The 23,654-nt window shown below is 41.9% G+C and carries 18 protein-coding genes and 8 tRNA genes; 9 read left to right on the top strand and 17 right to left on the bottom strand.

Features of this window, described 5'->3' with window-relative positions; genetic code table 11:
* Positions 1 to 25: 25 nt before the first annotated feature.
* The 3 genes from FTV52_RS02275 to FTV52_RS02265 all read left to right on the top strand — a co-directional run bounded on the left by FTV52_RS02275 (position 26) and on the right by FTV52_RS02265 (position 4,346).
* Entirely contained in the window at positions 26 to 586 is a 561-nt protein-coding gene (locus FTV52_RS02275) for a YcxB family protein (protein ID WP_004977388.1), read from the top strand.
* Between the two features lie 155 nt (positions 587 to 741).
* Positions 742 to 3,360 carry a sulfite reductase flavoprotein subunit alpha gene (locus tag FTV52_RS02270; RefSeq protein WP_179989696.1) on the top strand — a complete coding sequence of 873 codons (2,619 nt, stop codon included), beginning with the start codon at positions 742 to 744 and terminating at the stop codon, positions 3,358 to 3,360.
* Between the two features lie 167 nt (positions 3,361 to 3,527).
* Entirely contained in the window at positions 3,528 to 4,346 is an 819-nt protein-coding gene (locus FTV52_RS02265) for a YdcF family protein (RefSeq protein WP_167846158.1), read from the top strand.
* A 25-nt stretch (positions 4,347 to 4,371) separates the two neighbouring features.
* Here FTV52_RS02265 and FTV52_RS02260 read toward each other — a convergent pair whose 3' ends face one another.
* The 11 genes from FTV52_RS02260 to FTV52_RS02210 all read right to left on the bottom strand — a co-directional run bounded on the left by FTV52_RS02260 (position 4,372) and on the right by FTV52_RS02210 (position 7,104).
* Positions 4,372 to 4,833 (bottom strand): DUF2750 domain-containing protein, encoded by a 462-nt coding sequence (locus tag FTV52_RS02260; protein WP_004977378.1) that lies wholly within the window; start codon positions 4,831 to 4,833, stop codon positions 4,372 to 4,374.
* A 94-nt stretch (positions 4,834 to 4,927) separates the two neighbouring features.
* Positions 4,928 to 5,003 (bottom strand) — tRNA-Val (locus FTV52_RS02255).
* 101 nt (positions 5,004 to 5,104) lie between these two features.
* A tRNA-Asp gene (locus FTV52_RS02250) sits at positions 5,105 to 5,181 on the bottom strand.
* Positions 5,182 to 5,245: 64 nt separating this feature from the next.
* Positions 5,246 to 5,321, bottom strand: a tRNA-Val gene (locus FTV52_RS02245).
* A gap of 101 nt (positions 5,322 to 5,422) precedes the next feature.
* A tRNA-Asp gene (locus FTV52_RS02240) sits at positions 5,423 to 5,499 on the bottom strand.
* Between the two features lie 14 nt (positions 5,500 to 5,513).
* Positions 5,514 to 5,589, bottom strand: a tRNA-Val gene (locus FTV52_RS02235).
* Positions 5,590 to 5,609: 20 nt separating this feature from the next.
* A tRNA-Asp gene (locus FTV52_RS02230) sits at positions 5,610 to 5,686 on the bottom strand.
* Positions 5,687 to 5,737: 51 nt separating this feature from the next.
* A tRNA-Asp gene (locus FTV52_RS02225) sits at positions 5,738 to 5,814 on the bottom strand.
* Positions 5,815 to 5,840: 26 nt separating this feature from the next.
* Positions 5,841 to 5,916, bottom strand: a tRNA-Val gene (locus tag FTV52_RS02220).
* A gap of 273 nt (positions 5,917 to 6,189) precedes the next feature.
* Positions 6,190 to 6,714, bottom strand: coding sequence for a cell wall-recycling L,D-carboxypeptidase ElsL (gene elsL / locus FTV52_RS02215; protein WP_131261501.1), 525 nt, complete (start codon positions 6,712 to 6,714; stop codon positions 6,190 to 6,192).
* A 9-nt stretch (positions 6,715 to 6,723) separates the two neighbouring features.
* Positions 6,724 to 7,104: a YbaN family protein gene (locus FTV52_RS02210; protein ID WP_004968265.1), complete on the bottom strand. Its 381-nt coding sequence runs from the start codon at positions 7,102 to 7,104 to the stop codon at positions 6,724 to 6,726.
* An 87-nt stretch (positions 7,105 to 7,191) separates the two neighbouring features.
* On the opposite strand from FTV52_RS02210, the gene FTV52_RS02205 reads away from it, so the two are divergent.
* The 3 genes from FTV52_RS02205 (at position 7,192) to dapE (ending at position 9,618) form a co-directional block, all read left to right on the top strand.
* Positions 7,192 to 8,076 (top strand): DUF1853 family protein, encoded by an 885-nt coding sequence (locus FTV52_RS02205; protein WP_179989694.1) that lies wholly within the window; start codon positions 7,192 to 7,194, stop codon positions 8,074 to 8,076.
* A 120-nt stretch (positions 8,077 to 8,196) separates the two neighbouring features.
* A complete protein-coding gene (locus FTV52_RS02200) occupies positions 8,197 to 8,343 on the top strand; it encodes an entericidin A/B family lipoprotein (protein ID WP_004968261.1) in 147 nt (48 codons plus the stop codon).
* A gap of 141 nt (positions 8,344 to 8,484) precedes the next feature.
* Positions 8,485 to 9,618 (top strand): succinyl-diaminopimelate desuccinylase, encoded by a 1,134-nt coding sequence (dapE, locus tag FTV52_RS02195; protein WP_179989692.1) that lies wholly within the window; start codon positions 8,485 to 8,487, stop codon positions 9,616 to 9,618.
* 81 nt (positions 9,619 to 9,699) lie between these two features.
* Here the strand turns inward: dapE and FTV52_RS02190 are convergent, their stop codons facing one another.
* The 6 genes from FTV52_RS02190 to pilG all read right to left on the bottom strand — a co-directional run bounded on the left by FTV52_RS02190 (position 9,700) and on the right by pilG (position 18,352).
* The gene (locus FTV52_RS02190; protein WP_004975530.1) at positions 9,700 to 10,158 is read right to left on the bottom strand and encodes a hypothetical protein; all 459 of its coding nucleotides are present in this window, start codon (positions 10,156 to 10,158) and stop codon (positions 9,700 to 9,702) included.
* Between the two features lie 3 nt (positions 10,159 to 10,161).
* Entirely contained in the window at positions 10,162 to 14,736 is a 4,575-nt protein-coding gene (locus FTV52_RS02185; protein ID WP_179989690.1) for an Hpt domain-containing protein, read from the bottom strand.
* A 169-nt stretch (positions 14,737 to 14,905) separates the two neighbouring features.
* Positions 14,906 to 16,981 carry a methyl-accepting chemotaxis protein gene (locus tag FTV52_RS02180; protein ID WP_004975528.1) on the bottom strand — a complete coding sequence of 692 codons (2,076 nt, stop codon included), beginning with the start codon at positions 16,979 to 16,981 and terminating at the stop codon, positions 14,906 to 14,908.
* A gap of 46 nt (positions 16,982 to 17,027) precedes the next feature.
* Positions 17,028 to 17,564, bottom strand: coding sequence for a chemotaxis protein CheW (locus FTV52_RS02175; RefSeq protein ID WP_004975527.1), 537 nt, complete (start codon positions 17,562 to 17,564; stop codon positions 17,028 to 17,030).
* A 3-nt stretch (positions 17,565 to 17,567) separates the two neighbouring features.
* Positions 17,568 to 17,936 (bottom strand): PleD family two-component system response regulator, encoded by a 369-nt coding sequence (locus FTV52_RS02170; RefSeq protein ID WP_004975526.1) that lies wholly within the window; start codon positions 17,934 to 17,936, stop codon positions 17,568 to 17,570.
* A gap of 32 nt (positions 17,937 to 17,968) precedes the next feature.
* Entirely contained in the window at positions 17,969 to 18,352 is a 384-nt protein-coding gene (gene pilG, locus FTV52_RS02165) for a twitching motility response regulator PilG (RefSeq protein ID WP_004975524.1), read from the bottom strand.
* 275 nt (positions 18,353 to 18,627) lie between these two features.
* Here pilG and FTV52_RS02160 point away from each other — a divergent pair, with 275 nt between their 5' ends.
* From FTV52_RS02160 to FTV52_RS02150, 3 genes are all read left to right on the top strand, one after another.
* Positions 18,628 to 19,272 (top strand): hypothetical protein, encoded by a 645-nt coding sequence (locus tag FTV52_RS02160; protein ID WP_154320463.1) that lies wholly within the window; start codon positions 18,628 to 18,630, stop codon positions 19,270 to 19,272.
* A 49-nt stretch (positions 19,273 to 19,321) separates the two neighbouring features.
* Positions 19,322 to 20,455: an efflux RND transporter periplasmic adaptor subunit gene (locus FTV52_RS02155; protein WP_131261509.1), complete on the top strand. Its 1,134-nt coding sequence runs from the start codon at positions 19,322 to 19,324 to the stop codon at positions 20,453 to 20,455.
* 63 nt (positions 20,456 to 20,518) lie between these two features.
* Positions 20,519 to 23,623, top strand: a complete 3,105-nt coding sequence (locus tag FTV52_RS02150) for an efflux RND transporter permease subunit (protein ID WP_179989688.1) — start codon at positions 20,519 to 20,521, stop codon at positions 23,621 to 23,623.
* The last annotated feature ends 31 nt before the right edge of the window (positions 23,624 to 23,654 follow it).

Below are 23,654 nucleotides of genomic sequence, written 5' to 3'. Positions count from 1 at the left end.
TAGTTTTAAATTTGTTAGTTTCACTATGACCGCGAAAAGTTTATACGCCTATACCCTACAGCCTGTGATCTACGAAGTTTCTGAAGAAGAACAACGTCACGCACAACTGGTAATTTGGCGCAGTACCAATAAAATTGGCATGAAAGCATGGATTATTATGGGTGTGATTGTTGCCCTTTCCATTTTAGGCATTCTGCTATTAAAAAATTATTCGACAATTTTCTGCTGGGTTGCCATTGTCTGTGTGGTGCTCTACCTGCTCGTGCGTAAATACGGCTTGGAATGGTACGTTAAGCGAAAAATGAATGAATTTCCTGTTCAAGAAATTAAAGGGATTCGTTTAGGCGTACAGCCGCACGGTATCGTGATGCGTCAGCAAATGGGCGCTCAAGAAGGCGTGGGTGCAATTGGCTGGAAAGATGTGTATGAATGGTACAATACCCCTGAGTTTATCTTGATGAACTTCAAAGTAAAAGGTCAGCAAGGTGCTTATATTCTGCCTAAGCGTATGGACAGCAAGAACTTTTCGTTCAACACCATTCGCAAGCATTTGACTGAAGCTGCAGGCGAAGCCAAGCAAATCTAAATATCCCTATTTAAAAATAAACCTCTATCCCCTGTGATGGAGGTTTTTTTTGCTTAAAATTAAAACAATGAACGATAATGAGAATAAATAGCATTTGCATTAACTTCATCTCTGCATTATTCTGCATCACAATTCATACTCAACAACCAACGCTTATGCTGAAGAAAGCCTTTTTCCAAATTCACTGGTTCCTTGGTATTACTGCAGGACTGATCTTGTCACTCATGGGCGTGACAGGTGCGATTTATTCCTACGAACAAGAAATTCTAAAATGGATGAATCCGAACAGTTATCAGGTACAAGTTGAGCAGAAAGCCAAACTAAGCCCTGCAGAAATTTATCAACATTTTCAGCGTACCCAACCTGACTATAAAATTAATAGCATCACCGTTGCAAAAGACCCGGCTGCATCTTCAAGCATAAATATTGCGAAAGAAGGTGCAAAACGTGGACAAAATATCCTGATTAATCCTTACTCGGCAGCAGTGTTGCCTGAAATTCGGGGACGTGAATTTTTCCAGTTTATTCAGCAATTACACCGCAACTTAACCGTAGGGCCTATTGGTAAACAAATTACAGCCGCATGTACCCTCATGTTGTTGTTCTTTGTGTTAAGTGGCATTTACCTACGCTGGCCGAAACGCCATTCATTTAAACAATGGTTTGCGCTCAAACCTCAATTAAAAGGACGTAATTTTATTTGGGACTTACATGCCGTAGTGGGCACGTGGGTCGTGATTTTCTATCTAGTTTTGGCATGCACAGGACTGTATTGGTCGTATGAGTGGTGGCGCAATGGCATGTTTAAAGTCATGGGTGTGGAAAGACCACAAGCGCAATTGCAAGCAGATGGACGCAACAAACCTGTAAATCCAAATGCTCAAGCACTTCATCAGGCTGCGCAAACACAAACTGCAGGACGCCGCGCAAACACTACAAAACCAGCCAAGCAGAATACGCTGGATCAGGCACAAATCAATCTGGCATTGACGAAGGCATGGCAACATTTCCCGCAGCAATTGGGGCAGGATTATTCCAGTATCACTTTTAATGTGCCTAAACACACCAATAGTGAAATTGAAATTAACTTTGTCGATGTCATTCCACAACATGAACGTGCCCGCAATAACGCAACTTTTGATTATCAACAAGCACGTATTACTCAACTTGAATTATATGTAGACAAACGGCTTAATGAAAAAATCATGAGCAGTATGCTGCCTGTGCATCGCGGTAGTTTCTTTGGGCCTGTTTATCAATTTTTAGCCATGCTTTCTGCATTGATGATGCCGCTGTTTTTCGTCACAGGTTGGATGTTGTATTTAAAACGTCGTAAACAAAAGCGTTTGACTCTTGCTGCACGTCAAAACCAGACTCAATTTCAGATCGACCCAAATGCTGCACACTGGCTCATTGTCTATGCCAGCCAAACAGGTACTGCCGAACAATTGGCATGGCGCACCGCTACTAGTCTGCAAGAAGCACATCAGCCTGTCACAGTCAAAGCCCTGCAACATCTCAGCCTTGAAGATCTTAAAAACACCACCCAACTGTTATGTATTGCTAGCACTTATGGCACAGGTGATGCACCCGATTTGACCTCAAGTTTTGTGAAAAAAATCCTACCGCAAACCTGTGACCTGAGTCATTTGCGTTATGCAGTACTGGCTTTAGGTTCACGTGAATATGCAGATCATTACTGCCGTTTTGGACATACGATTGCTGCATGGCTGCAACGTAATCAAGCACATGCCTTGTTCAATACCATTGAAGTAAATAATGCCAATCCTGCAGACATACAGCGTTGGAATCAGGCTTTGGTACAGGTCACACAACTTGACTTACCAAGTATGCATATCGAAAAAACTTTTGATACATGGACCTTACAGCAACGTGACTTGCTAAATCCCAACAGTTTAGGCGCACCCGCCTTCAATATTGAACTGTTAGCACAACATGATGTGCATTGGTCTGCAGGTGATATTGCAGAAATTCAGCCTGAAAACAGCACTGCACGGATTCACGCCTTTTTAAAACAGCATCAACTCGATGCCAATACAATTCTTGCTGATGGTCAGCAAACCTTAGTACAGGCTTTGGCAGATAAAGACCTCACCGCGCCAATTCAGACATTTAAAACTGCGGATGAATTATTGGCACAACTTTCACCCTTGCCTAGTCGTGAATATTCAATTGCCAGTATTCCTTCACAACAGGTTTTAAGACTTGTGGTGCGTCAAAAATTCGATGCTCAAGGCGAGCTTGGCTTAGGTTCAGGTTGGTTAACTGCACATGCTGCACTTGGGCAAAATATCGCATTACGCATTCGCAATAATCCATCTTTCCATTTAATTGATGATGACCGCCCAATTATTTGTATTGGCAACGGTACAGGGCTTGCAGGATTAATGAGCTTATTGCATGCACGTACCCGCCTGAATTACACCCAAAACTGGTTGTTTTTTGGTGAACGTCAGCAAGCGCACGATTACTTTTATCAGCACACCATCGAGGCTTGGCAAAGCACAGGTATGCTACAACGCCTTGATTTGGCCTTTTCCCGTGATCAAGCCGAAAAAGTCTATGTACACCATAAGTTACGCGAACAGGCTGAAGAATTAAAACGCTGGAGTGAACAAAATGCCGTGATTTATGTCTGCGGTAGCATTCAAGGCATGGCCAGTGATGTCGACCAAGCCTTAAAAGATATTTTGGGTGAGACTCAACTGGAACAATTACGTCAGCAAGGACGTTATCGCCGAGATGTGTATTAGGATTTGTTGACACTTTTTAAATGGCTTGCGCTGTAGCTCTATAGCTAAAACTTGGCAATTCACCCAAGTTTTATCCATAGCCTCAGCCGAAACATAATTCAGTTGAGGCAAAATTTTTCAGCAGCTTCGGCTATACTGTTTGTACAGCATCACAGTACAATAAAATTATGCAAGGCATGCAAGCAAGTCACGTACAAACACAATTTAGTCTATTTAAAAGAATATTGAGTAGCCTAATTGGATTAATTTTAGTATTGGATGGTGCCTATCTCATCAGCTTAAAGAAAATTCATTTCGGCACCGTTTTACCTGTTTTAATAGGCATGATGCTGCTGTGTTATGCCATTTTCTATACTTGGATTCAAAGCTACTTAAAACAACATACACGCTTAGATTGGCTGTGGAAATTCGGTTGGGGCGTATTTTGGCTGTGGTGCATCAGCCTGCTGATCTTTTTTACTTATATTCATTTCAGTACACAGCAGCAAAATACTGTAACCAACAATGCTAAAGTGGTGATTGTACTCGGCAGTGGCATTGAAAATGGACAACCATCGCCCACGCTCGCCAAACGACTGGATACAGCAGCCGCGTATGCCTTGGAGCATCCTCAAAGTTATTTCATTGTTAGTGGTGGCCCTGCATTTGCGGAACAACTCACTGAAGCACAGGTGATGTCTAATTATTTGCAACAACGTTATGCAATTGCAGCATCACACATTATCTTGGAAACCCAAAGCACCAGTACGGCATTTAATTTGAAAAACAGTCAGCCCTTGCTGCATACGTTAGGCACAGATAAAACCCAACCGATTATAATTGTCACCAGCGACTTTCACACACCACGTGCAGCAGCCATTGCCAAACAACAAGGATACACACAGTTCAGCATGCTCAGTGCAACGACACCACTCTATACCCGCTATAACGCATGGTTACGCGAGTATTTTGCTTATATCAGTGGTTGGCTGCTGAATGAGTATTAAAAATAAAATCTAGCAAGCAGATCGCTTAATTCAAACGTATCGAGCGTGGTAAAGGAATTTGCATATCTTTAAAAAATTCAGGTTTTTGCATATACACCTGATACAAATAATTTTTTAGATCAAGCAATAACTTTTCAGGGGCAACCAATACATTCTGCCCTTCTGGGCTTAGATTCATCGAAATATTGGTGGCTTCCTGACGTAAAAATGGAATCACTTTTTCAATAAAATCTTTCAGTGAAATTTCTTCGACTTGATAATTGGCCCAATTGTCTTTAATTAACAGTTTTGCCAGACTTTTATTTTGCCACATTGCAAAAGCACGTTGCCCTGTAGGCGTGGCACAGAGCGCCCAGCCATCTTCATACAATGCAAAAACATGCCCCTGAGACACAATGGTTTCAATAAATTGCTTGTAAATATCTTGTGCATTATAAGTTTGCGTTGCTTGCTTAGATGCAGCTTTACGTTGATAAGGATTTCGCATAAGTCACGGATATTAGTATTATTATTAAATAAAAATTTTAGGCGAATTTATTGCAATACGCAAGTAATATAAGATAAATGAGGATGAAAGGATATGGTGGGCGCTGACGGGATCGAACCGCCGACATTCTGCTTGTAAGGCAGACGCTCTACCAACTGAGCTAAGCGCCCTGAAGATTAAAAAATAACATCGTTATTTTTTATGATGCAAGACAAGCAAAGAACGTCGTCTTGAACTTTGAAATACATTTTTCACATCAGGGAATGAAAAATGGCGCAGCGGACGGGGCTCGAACCCGCGACCCCCGGCGTGACAGGCCGGTATTCTAACCAACTGAACTACCGCTGCAACGGTAATTGCGTAAGCAATTAAGGTCTTTTTTGTATGTATGCCAAGCATAAATACTAAAATATGGTGGGCGCTGACGGGATCGAACCGCCGACATTCTGCTTGTAAGGCAGACGCTCTACCAACTGAGCTAAGCGCCCTGATAAGATCAAAACAATATTTTGTTCTGATTTTGCAAAACTGTCAAACTTTGCATCATTTCAGTTTAAGTCTATCAGGCAACCTAAACTTTTCTTTTAAATGGCGCAGCGGACGGGGCTCGAACCCGCGACCCCCGGCGTGACAGGCCGGTATTCTAACCAACTGAACTACCGCTGCATCGCAAAAGAATCTGGTGGGCGCTGACGGGATCGAACCGCCGACATTCTGCTTGTAAGGCAGACGCTCTACCAACTGAGCTAAGCGCCCTCAAAAGCAATTTATGTAAATGGCGCAGCGGACGGGGCTCGAACCCGCGACCCCCGGCGTGACAGGCCGGTATTCTAACCAACTGAACTACCGCTGCACTTACACAAAGTCACTATTGTGGTACAAACAATGGTTAAAGAATCTTAAGTGGCGCAGCGGACGGGGCTCGAACCCGCGACCCCCGGCGTGACAGGCCGGTATTCTAACCAACTGAACTACCGCTGCACGTAAGAATCTATAACGTAAAGGCTTGGTGGGCGCTGACGGGATCGAACCGCCGACATTCTGCTTGTAAGGCAGACGCTCTACCAACTGAGCTAAGCGCCCTTAACGTCTTTATCGTTTGTGAGGTGCATTATAGAGAATCTTTACCGCCTGTCAAACGCTTTTCGGCTTGTTTTCAGTTTTTTGTGACTGAGTGATTAAAAAATAGGTGATCCGCTATAAAAACAAACAAATTCTGCAAGTTATTTTAGTTTTCAAGCAAAATTAATGTGCTTTTCAACTTGTTAGCGTTGCACTCTACCTGCTCAATGTATTGGTTTTTTATGTTGCGATGAATACAACTTTATTCAATTGACTCGCACCATCAACGCACCATCAACCAAGCAACCCTAAGCTATTTAAATCTAGCTTGTGTTCAGAAATATAAACCAAGGCTTTTTCTGGAATCAGTTCAAACAATTCTAAAATATCGTGGTTACGCATCCGAATACAGCCATGCGATGCAGGAATGCCCATCGGTTCTGTGTCTGGTGTGCCATGTATATAAATATAACGCTGAAAAGTATCGCAGCCGATGCCTTGATTAAAACCTTCTTGCAAACCACTGAGCCATAAAATGCGGCTCAAAATCCAGTCTCGTTCAGGAAATTGTTCAGCTAAATCTAAATTGTAAATTTCCCCTGTCGGTTGACGTGCAATGAACACTGCATTTTCAGGTTCATTTTCACCAAACTTTAAAGCGACTTCATGCCAGCCACGTGGTGTTTTACCACTATTTTCAGTTTCACCAATGCCATTCACACCACTCGAGATGACGTAGAGTTTCTGATGCTTCGGCAAATATAAAGTTTGCTCGGCTAAATCAATCAAAATATCTGCTTGTGTGTATAAAAAAGACATTGCGCTACCCTATTCTTCTTCTTTCGTGGGCGGCTGTGGTTCAGGACGTAACCACAACCAAATACACACCACCAACATGGTGGTATTGGTAAAAATTTTGACCGCAACGGGCGCAGTTGTGAACAGCATGATCACGGCACTAATACTCATCATGATCGTTGCAAACCATTTGGCTTTACGCGGTACAGTACCATTGGCGCGCCAATCTCTGAGTGTACTGCCATATTTAGGATGATTCAGTAACCAGTTGTCCATTTGCGGCCAACCGCGTGACGATGCCCAAGCTGCTAAAATCAAAAAAACTGTAGTAGGCATACCCGGCAACAATGCACCAATAAAGCCAAGGATGACAAAGATCACCACTAAACTTCGCCATAACAAGCTTTGCATACCACTGTCCTAAACTACGAATTGCGGTAGTATAAAGCGTTTTTTAATTTTCCGTTGTAATTCTGCATTTTTCAGCATGGATTCATAATGATTGAGTTGTATCAACCCGAACTTCTGCCCGAAGTATGGCTGACCTACAAAACCCCACTCATCCGTCAGTTGGCTTTTAGTGTGGCAAGTCCGAATATTTTATGTGCTGTGCCTGAGCAATTGCCCATTCAACATGCTTTTGAATTCCATTCAGATACTTTTTGGCAGCAGCATTATCACGCTTATCAATCACGTTTAGCCTATTTAGATTCACATCCAGAAGCAGTGTACGACTTTTTAAATCAACTGAAAAGCACCCGTTTAGGCTTACGCTTTGAAATGCTGATGTGGTTTTGGCTGCGTGATCGTGATTATCATCCCTTCGAATTATTGGGACACAGTATTCAAATTATTGATGGCGCTAAAACTGTGGGTGAACTGGATTTTTTACTGCACAACCATGACACACAGCAGGTTGAACATTGGGAAGTCGCATTAAAATACTATTTAGCCGAAGCGGATTGCTCTTTGGCACACTGGTATGGTTTAAACCGCTCCGATACTTTGGCGCGTAAACTGAATCATTTTAGTCAAAAGCAATTTCAATTTAAGCAAGCCTTGGATGTGCCGATTCAACGCCGTTTTGCTGTACTCAAAGGACAATTGTATTTCGCAATACATCACTTGGCACAATCATCTACAACACTTACGCCACACTGGGTTAATCGCGCTCGTCGTTTAGGTCTTTGGGGGTGTGATATTCCTGCCCAAGCAGAACGGTTTTATCGCCTACAACGTCATGAATGGATTTGTCAAAATGCTCAAGCCAGTAGCCTACCGAATCAATGGTGGGGCGATGGTTTGTATTATCAAGAGGCACATTCACAATTTTATATGTATCGCGCTGCACCGCTGATTAGCTATCCCCCTTTAACACGCTGAATAACTGTTTCAACATTTTATTACGTAAGCACCATAAAAGTTGCCTATTTATTATTCTGTTTATTTCCTAAGCTAAAAAACACATCAAAATAATCTATCTAGAGCATATTGGAGATGATCATGAAAAAAATTCTAGTGACTTCACTGCTATTAACCTTTGTTTTAACGGGTTGTAATACAATTAAAGGCGTGGGCGAAGACGTATCTTCTGCAGGTCATGCGGTGAGTAACACTGCTGAAAAAACCCAACAAGAAATTCGCAAATAATTCTGAGTATTTCACGAATATCTTCACAAAAACCACAAAAAACCTTGTTCTCGGACAAGGTTTTTTCACGCTAAAATTTCACTTTTGTTGCATTATTCCCCTATTATTAGCACTTACTCTTGATAAACGTCTGAAACTCTCATGACCTCTTCTGCTACTCTGGATTTAAGCCTTCAGCTTTTACGCCAACCGTCTGTCACTCCTGTCGATCACAACTGTCAAAACCTCATGGCAGAACGCTTAGAAAAAATTGGATTTAAGATTGAATCTATGCGTTTTGACGATGTAGATAACCTCTGGGCGCGTAAAGGTACAGAAGCACCAGTCTTTTGCTTTGCAGGTCATACCGATGTTGTACCAACTGGCAATTTAGACGCATGGAATACCGATCCATTCGTACCTGAAATTCGTGATGGCAAACTTTATGGTCGTGGCAGTGCCGACATGAAAACCGCATTGGCAGCCATGGTGGTTGCCTCTGAACGCTTTGTCGCCAAACATCCTGATCACAAAGGCTCAATTGCCTTTTTGATCACTTCTGATGAAGAAGGCCCCTCTATTAACGGCACCGTCAAAGTCGTTGAAACTTTAGAAGCACGTCAGGAAAAAATGACTTGGTGTTTGGTAGGTGAACCTTCAAGTACCCATAAATTAGGCGATATTATTAAAAATGGGCGTCGCGGTTCGCTCAATGGTGTCTTGACTGTAAAAGGCAAACAAGGTCATGTGGCTTATCCACACTTGGCAATTAACCCGATTCATACCGCGTCTAAAGCGATTTCGGAACTGTGTGAAACGGTGTGGGATCATGGCAATGAATACTTCCCTGCCACCTCATTTCAAATTTCAAATATTCAAGCAGGAACAGGCGCGACCAATGTTGTCCCTGGCAATATGACGGTGACCTTTAACTTCCGTTATTCGACTGAAGTGACTGCAGATGAGCTAAAAGCTCGCGTCTTGGAAATTTTAGATCGCCATCAAGTGGAGTATGAAATCGAGTGGACGCTTTCAGGTTTGCCATTTTTAACCCCTGTAGGTGAATTGGTTAATGCTGCACGTCAAGCCATTCGCAATGTTACAGGTGTTGAAACAGAATTATCGACCAGTGGCGGTACATCTGATGGTCGCTTTATTGCGCCAACAGGTGCGCAAGTGTTGGAATTAGGCGTACTCAATGCCACCATTCACCAAATTAACGAGCATGTTGATGTGGCTGATTTAGAGCCATTAGCAGAAATTTATGAACAGATTTTGGAAGGATTACTAACTTAAATCCAATAAGATTAGTTGCATGAAGCAGAAAAGGAACTCTATTTGAGTTCCTTTTCTATTTTACAACGGAGAAAATTGCGTTTAGATCGTCAAATTTTCTTGAATGTATTGCAAATTAGGCACATGAAAGACCTGCTCACCCATACGGACATATTGGAATACCGCAGGATCAGTCGTGGTTTGCTGGTCATCATCTACCACTTCAGAAATACGCAAGCGCAGGGTTTTAGGCATTTCATTGCACATCAAAGCAAAACGCTGCTCCATTTCATCGCCTTCAATAACCAGTGCCACGCCCATTTTTTTCTCTGGGTCATTGACCGCATAAACAGGCAATTGCGATTCGTGCCATTCCACAGTTTTAACTTGAGTGGCGTTATCCAGCGCTGACAACACAATATTTTGAGGTATCAGCATTGGTTGTTTACCATGACATTCAACAATATAAGCATCAATAAAACCGGTAGATACGGTAATTAAATGTTGCAGCTCTTGCTGACTGATTTGCCCGAGTAAATTTGGACTATTCGTCTGACTCATCGTTTACCCCTGACTAACTGCTAATAATTGTTCAATATTGGCAAGCAATTCTGCCTCTTGGAACGGTTTACCCATGTAGTGCGTCACACCCAAGCTAAACGCTCGTTCGCGGTGTTTTTCACCTGTACGTGACGTAATCATGATGATCGGCAGATTGCTATGCATGTCGTGGTGGCGTACAAGGTTAGTCACCTCAAAACCATCCATACGTGGCATTTCAATATCCAGTAACATCAAGTCAGGTTTGACGTTTTCAAGCTGCTCCATGGCATCGACACCATCTTTGGCAGTCACGATGTCATAACCTTGACGCTCAAGCAGACGTGAAGTTACTTTACGTACGGTGACTGAGTCATCCACAATCATAATTAAGCGGCGTGTATCACGACGTTGGCTATCACGTTGATCGCTGGCTTGTTTAGTACGTTGCGTTGCAAGAATTTGACGGGCAATGTTCTGACCATCCAAAATCAAACAAACTTGACCATCACCCAAAATAGTTGCGCCTGCAATTGCACCAATGCTTGAGAACTGTTGTCCAATTGGTTTCACAACAATTTGACCACGCGAACCAATCAACTGATCGACTAGCAAGGCAATGGTTTGACCTGTACTGCCTTTAATTAACAAGACAGGTAGTGAATGACCCACATGGCTTAAACGCGGTAATGGCTGATTGCCAACGAACTCAGATAAGTAACGCAACTTGTAGTTCTGGTTATCAATTTGGAAGAAATCTTCATTGCTATTGAAGTAAGATTCCAAGGTAGTTGGTGCAATACGTACAATACGGTCAATTTGCGCCAACGGTACAGCAAATTGTTGATCGCCAACTTTAACCATTAGGGCATCGGATACAGCAACTGTCGTTGGTACACGAATACTAAAGGTTGTGCCTTGACCTAAAGTTGAATCTACAGAAACGTGACCACCAAGTGCCTTAATTTCACTTTGCACCACATCTAAACCAACACCACGACCTGAAATTTGTGTAACCGATTGCGCTGTTGTAAAGCCTGGGTGGAAAATGTATTGCAGAATTTCATTTTTATCTAAATTCTGATCAGCTTTGATTAAACCTAAGCTCAATGCTTTTTCTTTAATCTTGGCATCATCAATACCCTTACCATCATCCACAAAAGTCACCATAACATCTGTGCCTTGGCGAGTAATGTTCAGTTCAATTTTACCAACTTCAGGTTTATTGGCTGCAGCACGTTGTGCAGGGTCTTCAATACCATGGTCAACCGCGTTGCGCAGCATGTGTTCAAACGGTGTCACCAAACGCTCTAGAATGGTACGGTCTAATTCACCTTCAGTGTTATAAACCACCAATTCTGTTGGACGGTTTAAGGTCGATGAAGTCTGACGCACAATACGTTGTAAACGTGGCAATAAACGTGAGAATGGTACAAGGCGTGTGCGCATCAAGCTTTCTTGAATTTCGGCCTGAATACGTGATTGTTGTAATAACAAACCTTCAGCATCACGAATTTTTTCAGCCAAGGTGCTCTTAAAGTCCACCAAGTCCGATGCAGATTCCGCCAGAGATTTAGACAACTGATTCAACGATGAATATTGATCCATCTCTAATGGGTCAAAGTCTGCATAACGTGAGTTTTCAGAACCGTGCTTGGCAATAATTTGCGATTCCAGCTCGCCTTCCATTCGACGTAACTGATCGGCAAGACGTTTAATCGCCAATTCCATCTCATTCAACGTACCGCCTAGTTGCCCAAGCTCCATTTCAATACGTGAACGGTTAATCGAGTTCTCGCCTGACAAGTCAATCATCTTCTCGACTAAATCGGCAGAGATACGAATCATCTCATTGCTATTATCCAGCTGTGTGGTTTCGCCCCACTCACCCGACATTGCAGGTGGCTCTGTACCATCACCCTGAACAAACTCATAACTATGGCTTGGCGATAACAAGTCGGTATGCGTTAAACGCTCGGGCAATTGCGCAGATACATCTACAAACTGCATCGCCGACAAGCTAGATTTTAAGCTGTCATAATTGCTGTAATCTGCTTTGAAAATTGCATCACGCAACCATGCCAACGTGGTTTGCAACAAGGCATCATAAACATTTGAGTTAAATTGATGCACTGCAAACTGTTCAAAGGCACTTTCAAGTTGATAGGCGATTTGCGCAACAGACTCAATTTCAGCCATACGTGCACCGCCTTTTAAGCTGTGCGCCGCACGTTGTAATTGAAGCAAGATACTACGGTCACTACGCTGCTCAAACCATTGTTTCAAGCGCTGATCTGCAGCATCCAAAATTTCTTCCGCTTCTTCTCTGAAAGTCTCAACCACAATTGAATGTAATTGCTCATCTTCAGATTCAGCACTTGCTTCAAGACTTGCAGTTTCTGTGATCGGCTCAAATGCCGTAGCAGCAGCGTCTTCAAAATGTGCATCATCAGCAATAACTGCGTCATCTTCAGCTAAATCTGCAGTTGTATCTTGCAACGCTTTTACCGCCAACTCAGGCTGTGCATCAACCTCTTCTACTGCCTCAATAGTCTGTTCAGGCTGCGCTGCGGTTGTCGCACTTGCAACTGACACATCTGCATCGCCTTGTGCCAAGCTAACAATGTTGCCTAAAATTGCAATCGACTCTGGCGCAGCATAGTCCACACGCTCATCACGAATGGTCTGAATACGGTCTGCAATATCATCTTGCACCAAACGAATAATTTGAATTAACGCAGGTGAAACAACAATTTGGTTGTTAATGATACGCTCGTAAATCGACTCAAGGTTGTGTGCAATTAAACCAATATGCGTCGCAGAAATCATATTTGCACCACCTTTTAAAGTGTGCAAATAACGCATTAAGTTGTTTAAAGCCGAAGTATCGCTGGCGTCTTTTGACCAAGTATTAACATCTTCATCCATACCCACCAAAAGCTCTTCTGCTTCTTCCAAGAAGATATCCAGCAAGTCAGGATCGAAGTCTTTATTGGCATCATCGGCATGCATGTTTTGTTGATCTGATGCAATACGTTGTGACAATTGCGCCAAATTCACTGTGCCCGAATTTTCGCTAGCAACTGCAGCAGGCACCGCTTCAGGTTCTGCAACAACTGTTGTTTCTACAGCATTGTCGCTCACTGATGTTTCAGCATCTTCAAGTGCAATTGCATCAATGTCTTGCTGCACAAATGCAGTTAAGTCATTTAAGGTTTTCTGAATGTCTTCTGTAACCGTAACACGCTGTCCCGCAGCCAAGGTATCGAATAAATGAATAAACTCTTGGTGCGCCTGTGCAAATAACTCATAACCATATTCAGAGTTAAGCAAGATTGGCTTGGCTAAAACACTGTCGTAAGCGGCTTTAAGTTCTTCAGTAAATTGATGAATACCCACAGACGCACGGTTATCGGTATGCTCTACCAACAATTGCGCTTGTGCGCTGAGTTCTTCTAAATAGCTTGGGAATTGCGCTTGCGCCAATTTATCAAATTCAAATTCGGCATCAAGTAAACGATCAATATTCAGTTCGATTAGCTTCGATACTAAACCTTGAGGATTAGAGTCTTCTGTATCGCTGGTGCTAAAGCCGTAGCTATCCCATGCTTTATTAAAAGTTGCATAGATTACATCTAAACCATCACAGTGACCTTGACGAAGTACATGCAGATAATCCCGGACAAATTCTGCATATTGCACCAACAGCGCAGTTTCTTTTGATGTAGATTCAATTTCATCTTGTACAAACGCTTTAAACAAGTTTTCAACTTTAGAACTGGCTTGAAAAACTTGATCAATTTGCGCCATAGACGAACTGCCGCGCAGTGTATGTAATGCACGGATTAAGCCATTATAGTCTTGTGAGTAAATCTGATCTTGTGCCAAGAACTGATCAATGGTCGCTAAATGCTCTTCAGCTTCTTCTACAAAAATAGCCAGAGTTTCAGCCAATAGACTCGCATCAGCAGCCTCTTCTTGTGCAACTTCTGTCTGCGGCATTTCTTCAGCAGTCATTACATCTTCAGATGATTCAACTGCTGCGACAGCTGCTGTTTCAACTGCAGCATCCGTCAATTCTAGTCCTGTCGGCATATCAGTGGCAGTCAGTTGATCTGCTAAAACCAGCAACTCTTCCAATGCAGGTTCAGGACTTTGGTTTTGCTGTAATTGTTGTCCTAAAAGCACCAATGGGCGTAAATCAAGATCAATTAAACCGACTTGCTTAAAAATTGGATAAAGCTTGTATTGATAAATATTTAAAACAGTTTTTGCGTATTTTTGAATATCAGTATTGAGTGTTACCGCACCCGAAAGCACACGGTTTAAAGTATCTTCAACCGTCCATGCCAATTCGCCCGCAGACTTCGCACCCACCATGCGACCCGAGCCTTTTAAAGTGTGAAAGTGACGACGAATAGTCACTAAAGTTTCTTGATCTGTTGGGTTCGCAAACCAAGTAGTAAATAATGGATTTAATTCTTCGAAGATTTCTTCAATTTCTTCGACAAAAATTTCAAGAATTTCCGCATCTTGCTCAAGATAACTATCTTCAGGAAGCGTCATTGTTTCGACTAAATTTTTTAATATTTCTTTCATAGCTAAGGCTTCTTACGTTTTCAGCACCAAAAGGCACTTCAACTTAATTGTAACCATCCTGAATGCCCCTAACCCAAAAGTTAAGTTCATCTTTGCGATGCTTTATCTCTGAATGATGGTGTACCCATAACTGTGTATAGGTACACCTTTCCCCAAGCTGGAATCCCGCTTATTCAGGTAGTTTAAAGTCAGTTACAGATTCACGTAATGATTCTGCCATGTTGGCCAACTCAGATACCGAACGTGCAGTATCGAAAGTTGCACTGGTCGTTTGCGAGGTAATTTCCTGTACAACGTTCATCGTGGTTGCAATGTGACCTGCAGAAGCAGACTGAAGTTTTGCAGCGTCCGAAATGTTAGAAATCAATTTCGCAAGGTTGGTTGATACCGTTTGAATTTCATCCAGTGCAACACCCGCATCCTTAGATAAGTTCGCACCACGTACAACTTCCGATGTGGTTTGTTCCATCGAAATTACGGCTTCGTTGGTATCAGTCTGAATGGTTTTAACCAGTGTTTCAATCTGTTTAGTTGCAGATGCTGAACGTTCCGCTAGACGCTGTACCTCGTCGGCTACGACTGCGAAACCACGACCTGCTTCACCCGCCATAGACGCCTGAATTGCTGCGTTTAATGCCAAAATGTTAGTTTGGTCGGCAATATCGTTAATCAAGGCAACGATGTTACCAATCTCTTGTGAAGATTCACCCAAACGCTTAATACGCTTAGAGGTTTCTTGAATCTGCTCACGAATGATATCCATACCTTCAATTGAACGGTTTACAACGTCTGCACCATTCGATGCAATATGTACTGAACGTTCTGCTACCGCTGCTGATTCTTCAGCGTTGGCAGATACTTGGTCAATTGACATTGCCATTTCGTTAATTGCGGCAGATGCACCTGCAATTTCTTGCGCCTGATGCTCAGATGCTTCAGCAAGCTGGTTGGTAATGTTCTGTGTGGTTGCCGTATATTGTGCAACTTCGTGCGATGTTTCGTGAATACGCGATACAAGGTCACGTAATTGGTCAATTGCGAAGTTAATCGAGTCGGCAATTGCACCCGTGAAGTCTTCCGATACTGTTGCGTATGAACGTAAGTCACCATCTGCAAGGTCGGCAATCTCATCGAGTAAACGTAAAATCGCGTTCTGGTTACGGTCATATTCATCTTGTAGACGAACCACGCGAGTTTTATCGGCTTCACCACGTAAGTTCAAGAGTTTGAATACACAGAATAAGAACGCAAGTAATGCTGCAATTAAGCCAATTGCAGGAATTGCAATAGACCAACCTGAACCGCTAGACAATTTATTTAAATTGGTTAAAAGCTTATCTGACTGATCGAAAATAGAAGATGATGCCTGACGTACTTTTACAATTTGTGTTGAGTTATTTAAAACTGTTGCAGCAGCAGATTTCAATACATCTTCATATTCTGCTTGAATACCTTCTAATGAACTACGTAAATCTTCTTGAGTAATACGTTGTACACCAAGTTCCACACTACCATTTAACTGTGCTGCCAAGTAAGCACCAAACGTTTCGGTATCGGCACTAAAGTCATCTGCAGATTCACGTGAACTGTCTGTACCTGTTAATACAGAACTGATTGAACGTAAAATACGTTCTGCAATGAATACTTGGTTCTTTGCAATAACCACCTGGCTACTTGGCATGTCTTGACGTGCCATTTGGTCAACCATCAAGTTATATTCAGCCTGAATACCCGGAATGGTTTCACCAATTGCAATGTTGGTGTCATAGAGTTGGTTAATGATTTTTTGTTGCGAAGCAATCAAATCAATATTTTCAGAAACCGATTTCCACTGTGTTTCCACTTCACGCAGTGTATCTGTGCTGGCATGAATATCCTTCACTGTTTCTAAGTGAGCAGCAAAGGCTTTTTGTGAATCTGTTAAGTTTTTAATAGATTCAGGCGTACCTGATGCAGTCGCTTCGGTTGCTTGACGTGAAATGGTTTGTGACAACAGACGTAAATCACCCAAACTACGGGTAAAATCGTTATTACGCGGCACGCTATAAAAAAGGTATAACAACAGGAAAAGCGATAAGATGATACAAAAAGCTGCGCCTAAAATAAGTGGCTTAGATTTTTCTGTTTCGCCAAATACACTCGCAAACTCTTCTGTTCGCGCCTGTAATTTTGCAAAAAAACCTGGACCACTTGCTTTACGGACGGTTTCTTCGCCTGAATTTTTCTTTTTAAGTTTAAAGCCCATGCAGCTTCTCCCCGATTGACGCCTTCATTTTTTAGGTGCGCGACAGTTAATTTATAAATTTTATAGATGCGTTCATGTATTTTGGGTTTTGCAATAAACGACTAAATAAGAAAACATGCCATTGTTGGTTATGTTGGTGAAAATACCCCTGACAATATTCTTGTAAATTACTATCTAAATCATTGTGTTTAGAAAAGAAACTTTTCTTATTAAAGTGCTGTATACCCAAAACTTGATCTACAACTAAACCGACATAATGGTCATTATGACTAATACACATTACTTTTTGAGTAGGTGAATATTGGCTGCTTTGCCCAGAAACATAATGTGCCAAATCTGAAACTGAAAGTAATCTTCCGCGAATATTCGCTAAACCTACTACCCAAGGTTGGGTATTTGGCACTGGCGTATATTTCGGTGGATAAATAACCTCAGAAACTTCTCCTAATGGAGCAACGAAATATTGCCCCATCATCTCAAAAGCAATGCCTGACCAGCGGTTTACCTCATTTTCGGTACTAACGTAGTTTTTGTTTCCACGTTTAGATAACCGAAGCAATTCAATAAAACCATTTGCAGCCATAGCTTATCCTGCATTAAGGTGTTGATTAATCACATCAATTAATTGTTTTTCGTCAACAGGCTTAGTTAAGTAATCGCTTGCACCTTGGCGTTTTCCCCAAACACGATCAGTTGCCTGATCTTTGGTACTCACAATTACAATTGGAATGTGTTTGGTGGTGTCACCACGCGAAATTTGACGTGTTGCCTGAAAGCCATTCACGCCTGGCATAACCACATCCATTAATACTAAATCTGGTAATTCAGCTTGCGCCATGGTCACGCCATCTGCACCATTCGCTGCTTCAATGACTTCAAAACCATGCTTGGTCAAGATTTCTCTAAAGCGGAATGTTTCTGTAGGTGAATCATCTACAATAAGAATACGAGCCATTATTTTCCCCAATAAATCTAACTAACTAATAATTATGCGGTCACGTGGTTACGAATGGCGTTTAATAATTCATCTTTACTAAATGGTTTAGTCAGATACTCATCAGAACCCACGACACGTCCTTTAGCTTGGTCAAATAAACCATCTTTACTTGATAGCATAATGACAGGAATGTTTTGGTAGTTTTGCGAGTTTTTAATTAAGGCACACGTTTGGTAACCATCTAGGCGTGGCATCATAATATCTACGAATACGATATCTGGATTTGATTCTGCAATTTTGGATAAAGCTTCAAATCCATCAACTGCGGTAACCACTTCACAACCTTCACGCTGCAGAAGTGTTTCAGCTGTACGGCGAATGGTTTTTGAATCATCAATCACCATGACTTTTAGATTTTGGAATTTATCGTCCATTCAATGACCCTTCCCATTTTTGTTTGTACAAGCAACTGAGTAGAAAAATCTTACACATTGATCGTATTTTTAACATATCTTTACTTGTAGTTTCAATGAACATATTTAGTGTAAATCTACACTTTTACACCATTATCACCAAACCGCTCACACTTTCTTGTGACCATTGATATTTTTTATCGGTTGTATTTTTTAAATTCCTAATTTTGATCTAATATAACACTATTATTACGTGTAATTTAAGTAATTTAGTCAACTTTATTGTGGGGGACAACGTGAGCACTTTTTTTGCAAAATCACTCGCTGTCAAATTAAAACAAAATAAGCAGTCACTTAAATTGGGCATGCTTGCTTTACTGCTCTTGTCCTCTGCCCCACTCATGGCTGACAGCCAGAACAAAGCGGTGTGGTATCGCTATTATGATCAACATGGCGTTGCAAATATTAGTAGTAATGTGACACCTAATCATATTCGTCATGGCTATGAAGCATTAGACCGTAACATGCAAGTGATTCAGCGCGCACGTCCATACAACACTGAAATGGATATTAAAAAAGCCCCACAACGTGCTGCTCAAGCGTATCAAATGGAATCTGATCAGCGTTTAAAAAAAGCCTATACCAATAGTCAAACCGCAATCACTAAACGTAATAACGCTTTAGCGCATATTAAAAAGCAAATTATTTTCCAACAAGAACAACTCAAACAGCTGCAAAATGACCGTATTACTTTTAAACGTCAAGAAATGGAGTATTTACGCAAGGTCAAACCTGTGCCTGCACAACTAAAAACCAATTTGGACAATAACTTAAAAAACATCGAGCTTAAAAAAGATATGATTCAATCTTTACAAACAAGCTATCGAAATACACAAGCAGAATACGACAGAATTATTACTCGCTTAAAAGCACTTGAATAGTTGATTTGAATTACCTTGTCATTTTGGCAATCAATAAGGACAAATATGCATGCACATTGCACAGCGTATCGCAGTTAGGTTTAATCGGCAGCATTTACCCATTTTTCGTATCGGTGCAATCGGCTTATGTATTTTGCTGAGTGCCTGCCAAAAAACAGAAACTGAAAATAAAACAACAGTATCAGAAAAAATTGAACTCATTCAGCAAGATTTAGTGACACCACAACAAGGCAGCGCAATCAGTAAAACTGCCTTTACAGGCACAGTGCGTGCTGTGAATCAAAGCAGTATTCAAGCACAGGTGACTGCCACAGCAACCTCAGTCTATGTCAAAGTGGGAGATAGCGTACAACGTGGTCAAACCTTGCTACGCTTAAATAATCAGGATAATGCTGCGCGTTTAGCACAAGCTCGCGCCAATTTAGCTGCAACGCAAGCGCAAGCCAACCAAGCCCGCAATATGATGCAACGAAAAAAACGTTTGCTCGATCAGGGTTTTATTTCACAAGTGGAATATGAGCAAAGTCAGTTAGATTATCGTGCGCAAATGGAAAATGTACGCGCCCAACAAGCCAATGTCGATATTGCACTAAAAGCCGATCAAGATGGCACGATTACCAGTCCAATTCATGGTGTCATTACCCAACGTCAAGTTGAGCCTGGGCAAACTGTGGCTGCAGGACAAACCTTATTTGAAGTCGTCGATCCGAACCAATTAGAAATTCAAGCGAAATTACCAAGCGACTTACAAGCCGCACTCAAAATTGGTCAAAAAATTGAATATCAACTCCAAGGACAAGCAAACACATTTAATGCACAAATTAGCCGTGTTTCTCCTGTTGCGGATTTAGCCAGTCGTCAAATTGAATTTTTTGCAACCCCGCTTGATCGTCTTCCCTCTTTAAGTATTGGGGCATTTGTGGATGGTTATATTTTAGCGAACACGACAATTTCAGGGCAAATCATCCCACTCAATACCATTCACGATATCCAAAACAAACCTTATGTTTGGGTGATTCGAGATCAAAAAATTGCCCGCGTGGATATCACAGTTTTAGAACAGCGCTATAGTGACAATACTGCTGTGATTCAAGGCTTACAGAGCAGTGATCTAGTCAGTCGAGTGGTGTTCAACCCCGATCAAATTCAGCAGCAGGTGATCATTCAAAATAACCCTCAATAAATTGAATTTCATCTCAATGCAGTAGTGCAGATGTCCAATAAATAAAAAATCAGGATCGTTGTTATGTGGTTTACCCGAGTTAGCGTCAAGTATCCCGTTTTTACCATCATGATGATGTTTTGTCTAATGGTGCTTGGCTTGGCTTCATGGCAACGTATGGGCGTGGAAGAATTTCCTGACGTCGATTTTCCGTTTGTAGTGGTTTATACCAGTTATCCGGGTGCATCACCTGAAACAGTTGAATCTGAAATCACCAAGAAAATGGAAGATCAGATCAATACCATTTCTGGACTCAAACAACTGGTTTCACAATCCAGTGAAGGGTTATCTACTATTATTGCCGAGTTTAATTTAGATGTTCCTTCGGCAGTGGCGGCACAAGATGTACGCGATAAAATTTCGTCTGTCAGTGCAGGCTTTCGAGATGAAATTCAAGACCCTGTGGTGGAGCGCTACGACCCAACTGCCAATGCAGTCATGTCGATTGTGTTTGAATCCTCACAAATGTCTTTGCGTGATTTAAGTTCCTATTTAGATCAACAAGTTGTACCGCAACTGCGCACTGTGTCTGGTGTCGGAACTGTTAATTTATTGGGTGATGCACAGCGACAAATTCGTATTGAGGTAGATCCACAAAAGTTAATGAGTTTTGGACTGGGTGTGGATCAGGTCATCAACACGCTCAAAGCTGAAAATATTGAAGTACCAGGCGGCACACTCAAACAAGCCAATAGTGAATTGGTGGTCGAAATCCAATCCAAAGTCATTCATCCTCTGGCTTTTGGCGATTTAATTATTGCCAATAAAAATGGTGCGCCAATCTTTTTAAAACAAGTTGCCACAATTCAAGACAGTCAGGCAGAGCTGGAAACCAGTGCATTTTTAAATGGGCAAACTGCGGTTGCTGTCGATATCTTGCGTAGTTCAGACTCTAATGTCATTGAAGTGGTAGATAACACTTATAAAACCTTAGAACGTATTCAAACCCAACTGCCTGCTGGCATGACTGCAAAAGTCGTGGTGGATTCTTCTAAAGGGATTCGTGGCAGTATCCGTGATGTAGCGCGCACCATTATTGAGGGTGCGATTCTGGCAGTCCTGATTGTACTGTTGTTTCTTGGTTCATTCCGTTCTACCGCCATTACAGGATTGACCCTGCCAATCGCCCTACTCGGCACACTCACCTTTATTTGGGCATTTGGCTTTACCATCAACATGATGACCTTACTGGCGCTCTCGCTCAGTATTGGCTTATTGATTGATGATGCAATTGTGGTACGTGAAAATATCGTGCGTCATGCAGATATGGGTAAAGACCATGTCACGGCTGCTTTGGATGGTACTAAAGAAATTGGCTTAGCAGTTTTAGCAACCACCTTAACCATTGTGGCGGTATTTTTACCTGTGGCATTTATGGGCGGCATTATCGGACGCTTTTTTTATCAATTTGGTGTCACCGTCAGTACTGCCGTGCTGATTTCCATGTTTGTCAGTTTTACGCTGGATCCAATGCTTTCTGCACACTGGGCAGAAAAACCAAATCCCAATAAAAAACCTGGACGAGTAAAACGCTTCTTAAACTGGATTTCCAACAAACTCGACAATTTAAGTCATCATTATGAAAAACTTTTAAAATTAGCACTACGATTTCGCGTTATCACCTTATTGATTGCCGTGGGTTCATTATTTGCAGCACTCGGATTATCCAAACTGATTGGCACAGAGTTTGTACCTGTACCCGACAAAGGTGAAATTCGGATTAAATTTGAAACACCTGTAGATGCCTCGCTTGAATATTCACAAGCAAAATTAAAACAAGTAGATCAAATCATCCGTCAACACCCTGAAGTACGTGCGACTTACGGAGCCATTAACAGCGTAACAGATCGCGGGAAAAATCATGTTAATTTGCGTGTAACTGTCAGCCCACGTAATGAACGTCAACAAACGCTAACCGAACTCAATAACGAATTTCGCCAGCGTCTACAAAGTGTTGCGGGCATCACCATCACCTCTGTCGCCTCTGCCGATGAAACGGTTTCTGGTGGGCAAAAACCTGTGATGGTGTCTATTAAAGGCCCTGATTTAGCAGAATTACAAAAAATCTCTGACCGCTTTATGACAGAAATTGCTCAGGTGAATGGTATTGTCGATTTAGAAAGCTCGCTAAAAGCTCCTAAACCTACATTAGGTGTTCATATTAACCGTGTCCTTGCTAGTGATTTGGGGCTATCGGTGAATCAAATTGCCAATATTATCCGCCCACTCATTGCGGGGGATGATGTCACCACTTGGCAAGATGAACGTGGTGAAACCTACGATGTCAATGTTCGACTTACAGAAAACCATCGTAGCTTGCCGAGCGATGTGCAAAATATGTATTTAACTTCAAAAAAAACTGATGCCAATGGACAAAATATTTTAGTGCCTTTGGCAAGTGTGGCGAAGTTTGAGGAAAGTTTAGGTGCAGCACAAATTAACCGTCGTGATTTAGCCCGTGAAGTTTTGGTCGAAGCCAATACTGCTGGACGTCCTGCAGGTGACATTGGTGCCGACATTCAAAAAATTCAGGATAACTTTAAATTACCCGCAGGTTATAGCTTCGACACTCAAGGCGCCAATGCTGACATGGCTGAATCTGCAGGTTATGCACTGACTGCAATTACCCTGTCTATTGTGTTTATTTATATTGTTTTAGGTTCGCAATTCAACAGTTTCATTCACCCCGCAGCAATTATGGCTTCCCTACCTTTATCGTTGATTGGAGTATTCTTGGCACTGTTTATTTTTAACTCGACCATGAACCTGTTTTCTATTATCGGTATTATTATGCTGATGGGATTGGTCACCAAAAATGCGATTTTACTAATTGATTTTATTAAAAAAGCCATGGATCAGGGCGATTCACGTTATGATGCAATTATTGCTGCAGGGAAAACCCGTTTACGCCCTATTTTAATGACCACCAGTGCAATGGTGATGGGGATGGTGCCACTCGCACTTGGCTTGGGTGAAGGCGGCGAACAAAGTGCGCCTATGGCACACGCAGTCATTGGCGGTGTAATTACATCCACCCTACTCACCTTGGTGGTCGTACCTGTCATTTTCACTTACTTAGATGATTTTAAGAATTTTATGTTACGCCAAACGCGTAAACTGATTTCTTAAAATCTCACGTAAAGTCACACAATCGTTCGGG

It is taken from the genome of Acinetobacter sp. YH1901141 (genome assembly GCF_013416935.1).
Classification (GTDB): Bacteria; Pseudomonadota; Gammaproteobacteria; order Pseudomonadales; family Moraxellaceae; genus Acinetobacter; species Acinetobacter towneri.
This window is presented reverse-complemented; position numbering and strand designations above follow the sequence as displayed.

Bases quoted from the DNA above. Each gene is read 5' to 3' on its own strand.
- elsL (WP_131261501.1), bottom strand. From the start codon at position 6,714: ATGTCTTTTTTATACACACAAGCAGATATTTTGATTGATTTAGCCGAG.
- FTV52_RS02155 (WP_131261509.1), top strand. From the start codon at position 19,322: ATGCACATTGCACAGCGTATCGCAGTTAGGTTTAATCGGCAGCATTTA.
- pilG (WP_004975524.1), bottom strand. From the start codon at position 18,352: ATGGACGATAAATTCCAAAATCTAAAAGTCATGGTGATTGATGATTCA.
- FTV52_RS02170 (WP_004975526.1), bottom strand. From the start codon at position 17,936: ATGGCTCGTATTCTTATTGTAGATGATTCACCTACAGAAACATTCCGC.
- FTV52_RS02275 (WP_004977388.1), top strand. From the start codon at position 26: ATGACCGCGAAAAGTTTATACGCCTATACCCTACAGCCTGTGATCTAC.
- FTV52_RS02185 (WP_179989690.1), bottom strand. From the start codon at position 14,736: ATGAAAGAAATATTAAAAAATTTAGTCGAAACAATGACGCTTCCTGAA.
- FTV52_RS02270 (WP_179989696.1), top strand. From the start codon at position 742: ATGCTGAAGAAAGCCTTTTTCCAAATTCACTGGTTCCTTGGTATTACT.
- FTV52_RS02265 (WP_167846158.1), top strand. From the start codon at position 3,528: ATGCAAGGCATGCAAGCAAGTCACGTACAAACACAATTTAGTCTATTT.
- FTV52_RS02210 (WP_004968265.1), bottom strand. From the start codon at position 7,104: ATGCAAAGCTTGTTATGGCGAAGTTTAGTGGTGATCTTTGTCATCCTT.
- FTV52_RS02260 (WP_004977378.1), bottom strand. From the start codon at position 4,833: ATGCGAAATCCTTATCAACGTAAAGCTGCATCTAAGCAAGCAACGCAA.
- FTV52_RS02175 (WP_004975527.1), bottom strand. From the start codon at position 17,564: ATGGCTGCAAATGGTTTTATTGAATTGCTTCGGTTATCTAAACGTGGA.
- FTV52_RS02205 (WP_179989694.1), top strand. From the start codon at position 7,192: ATGATTGAGTTGTATCAACCCGAACTTCTGCCCGAAGTATGGCTGACC.
- FTV52_RS02190 (WP_004975530.1), bottom strand. From the start codon at position 10,158: ATGAGTCAGACGAATAGTCCAAATTTACTCGGGCAAATCAGTCAGCAA.
- FTV52_RS02200 (WP_004968261.1), top strand. From the start codon at position 8,197: ATGAAAAAAATTCTAGTGACTTCACTGCTATTAACCTTTGTTTTAACG.
- FTV52_RS02180 (WP_004975528.1), bottom strand. From the start codon at position 16,981: ATGGGCTTTAAACTTAAAAAGAAAAATTCAGGCGAAGAAACCGTCCGT.
- FTV52_RS02150 (WP_179989688.1), top strand. From the start codon at position 20,519: ATGTGGTTTACCCGAGTTAGCGTCAAGTATCCCGTTTTTACCATCATG.
- dapE (WP_179989692.1), top strand. From the start codon at position 8,485: ATGACCTCTTCTGCTACTCTGGATTTAAGCCTTCAGCTTTTACGCCAA.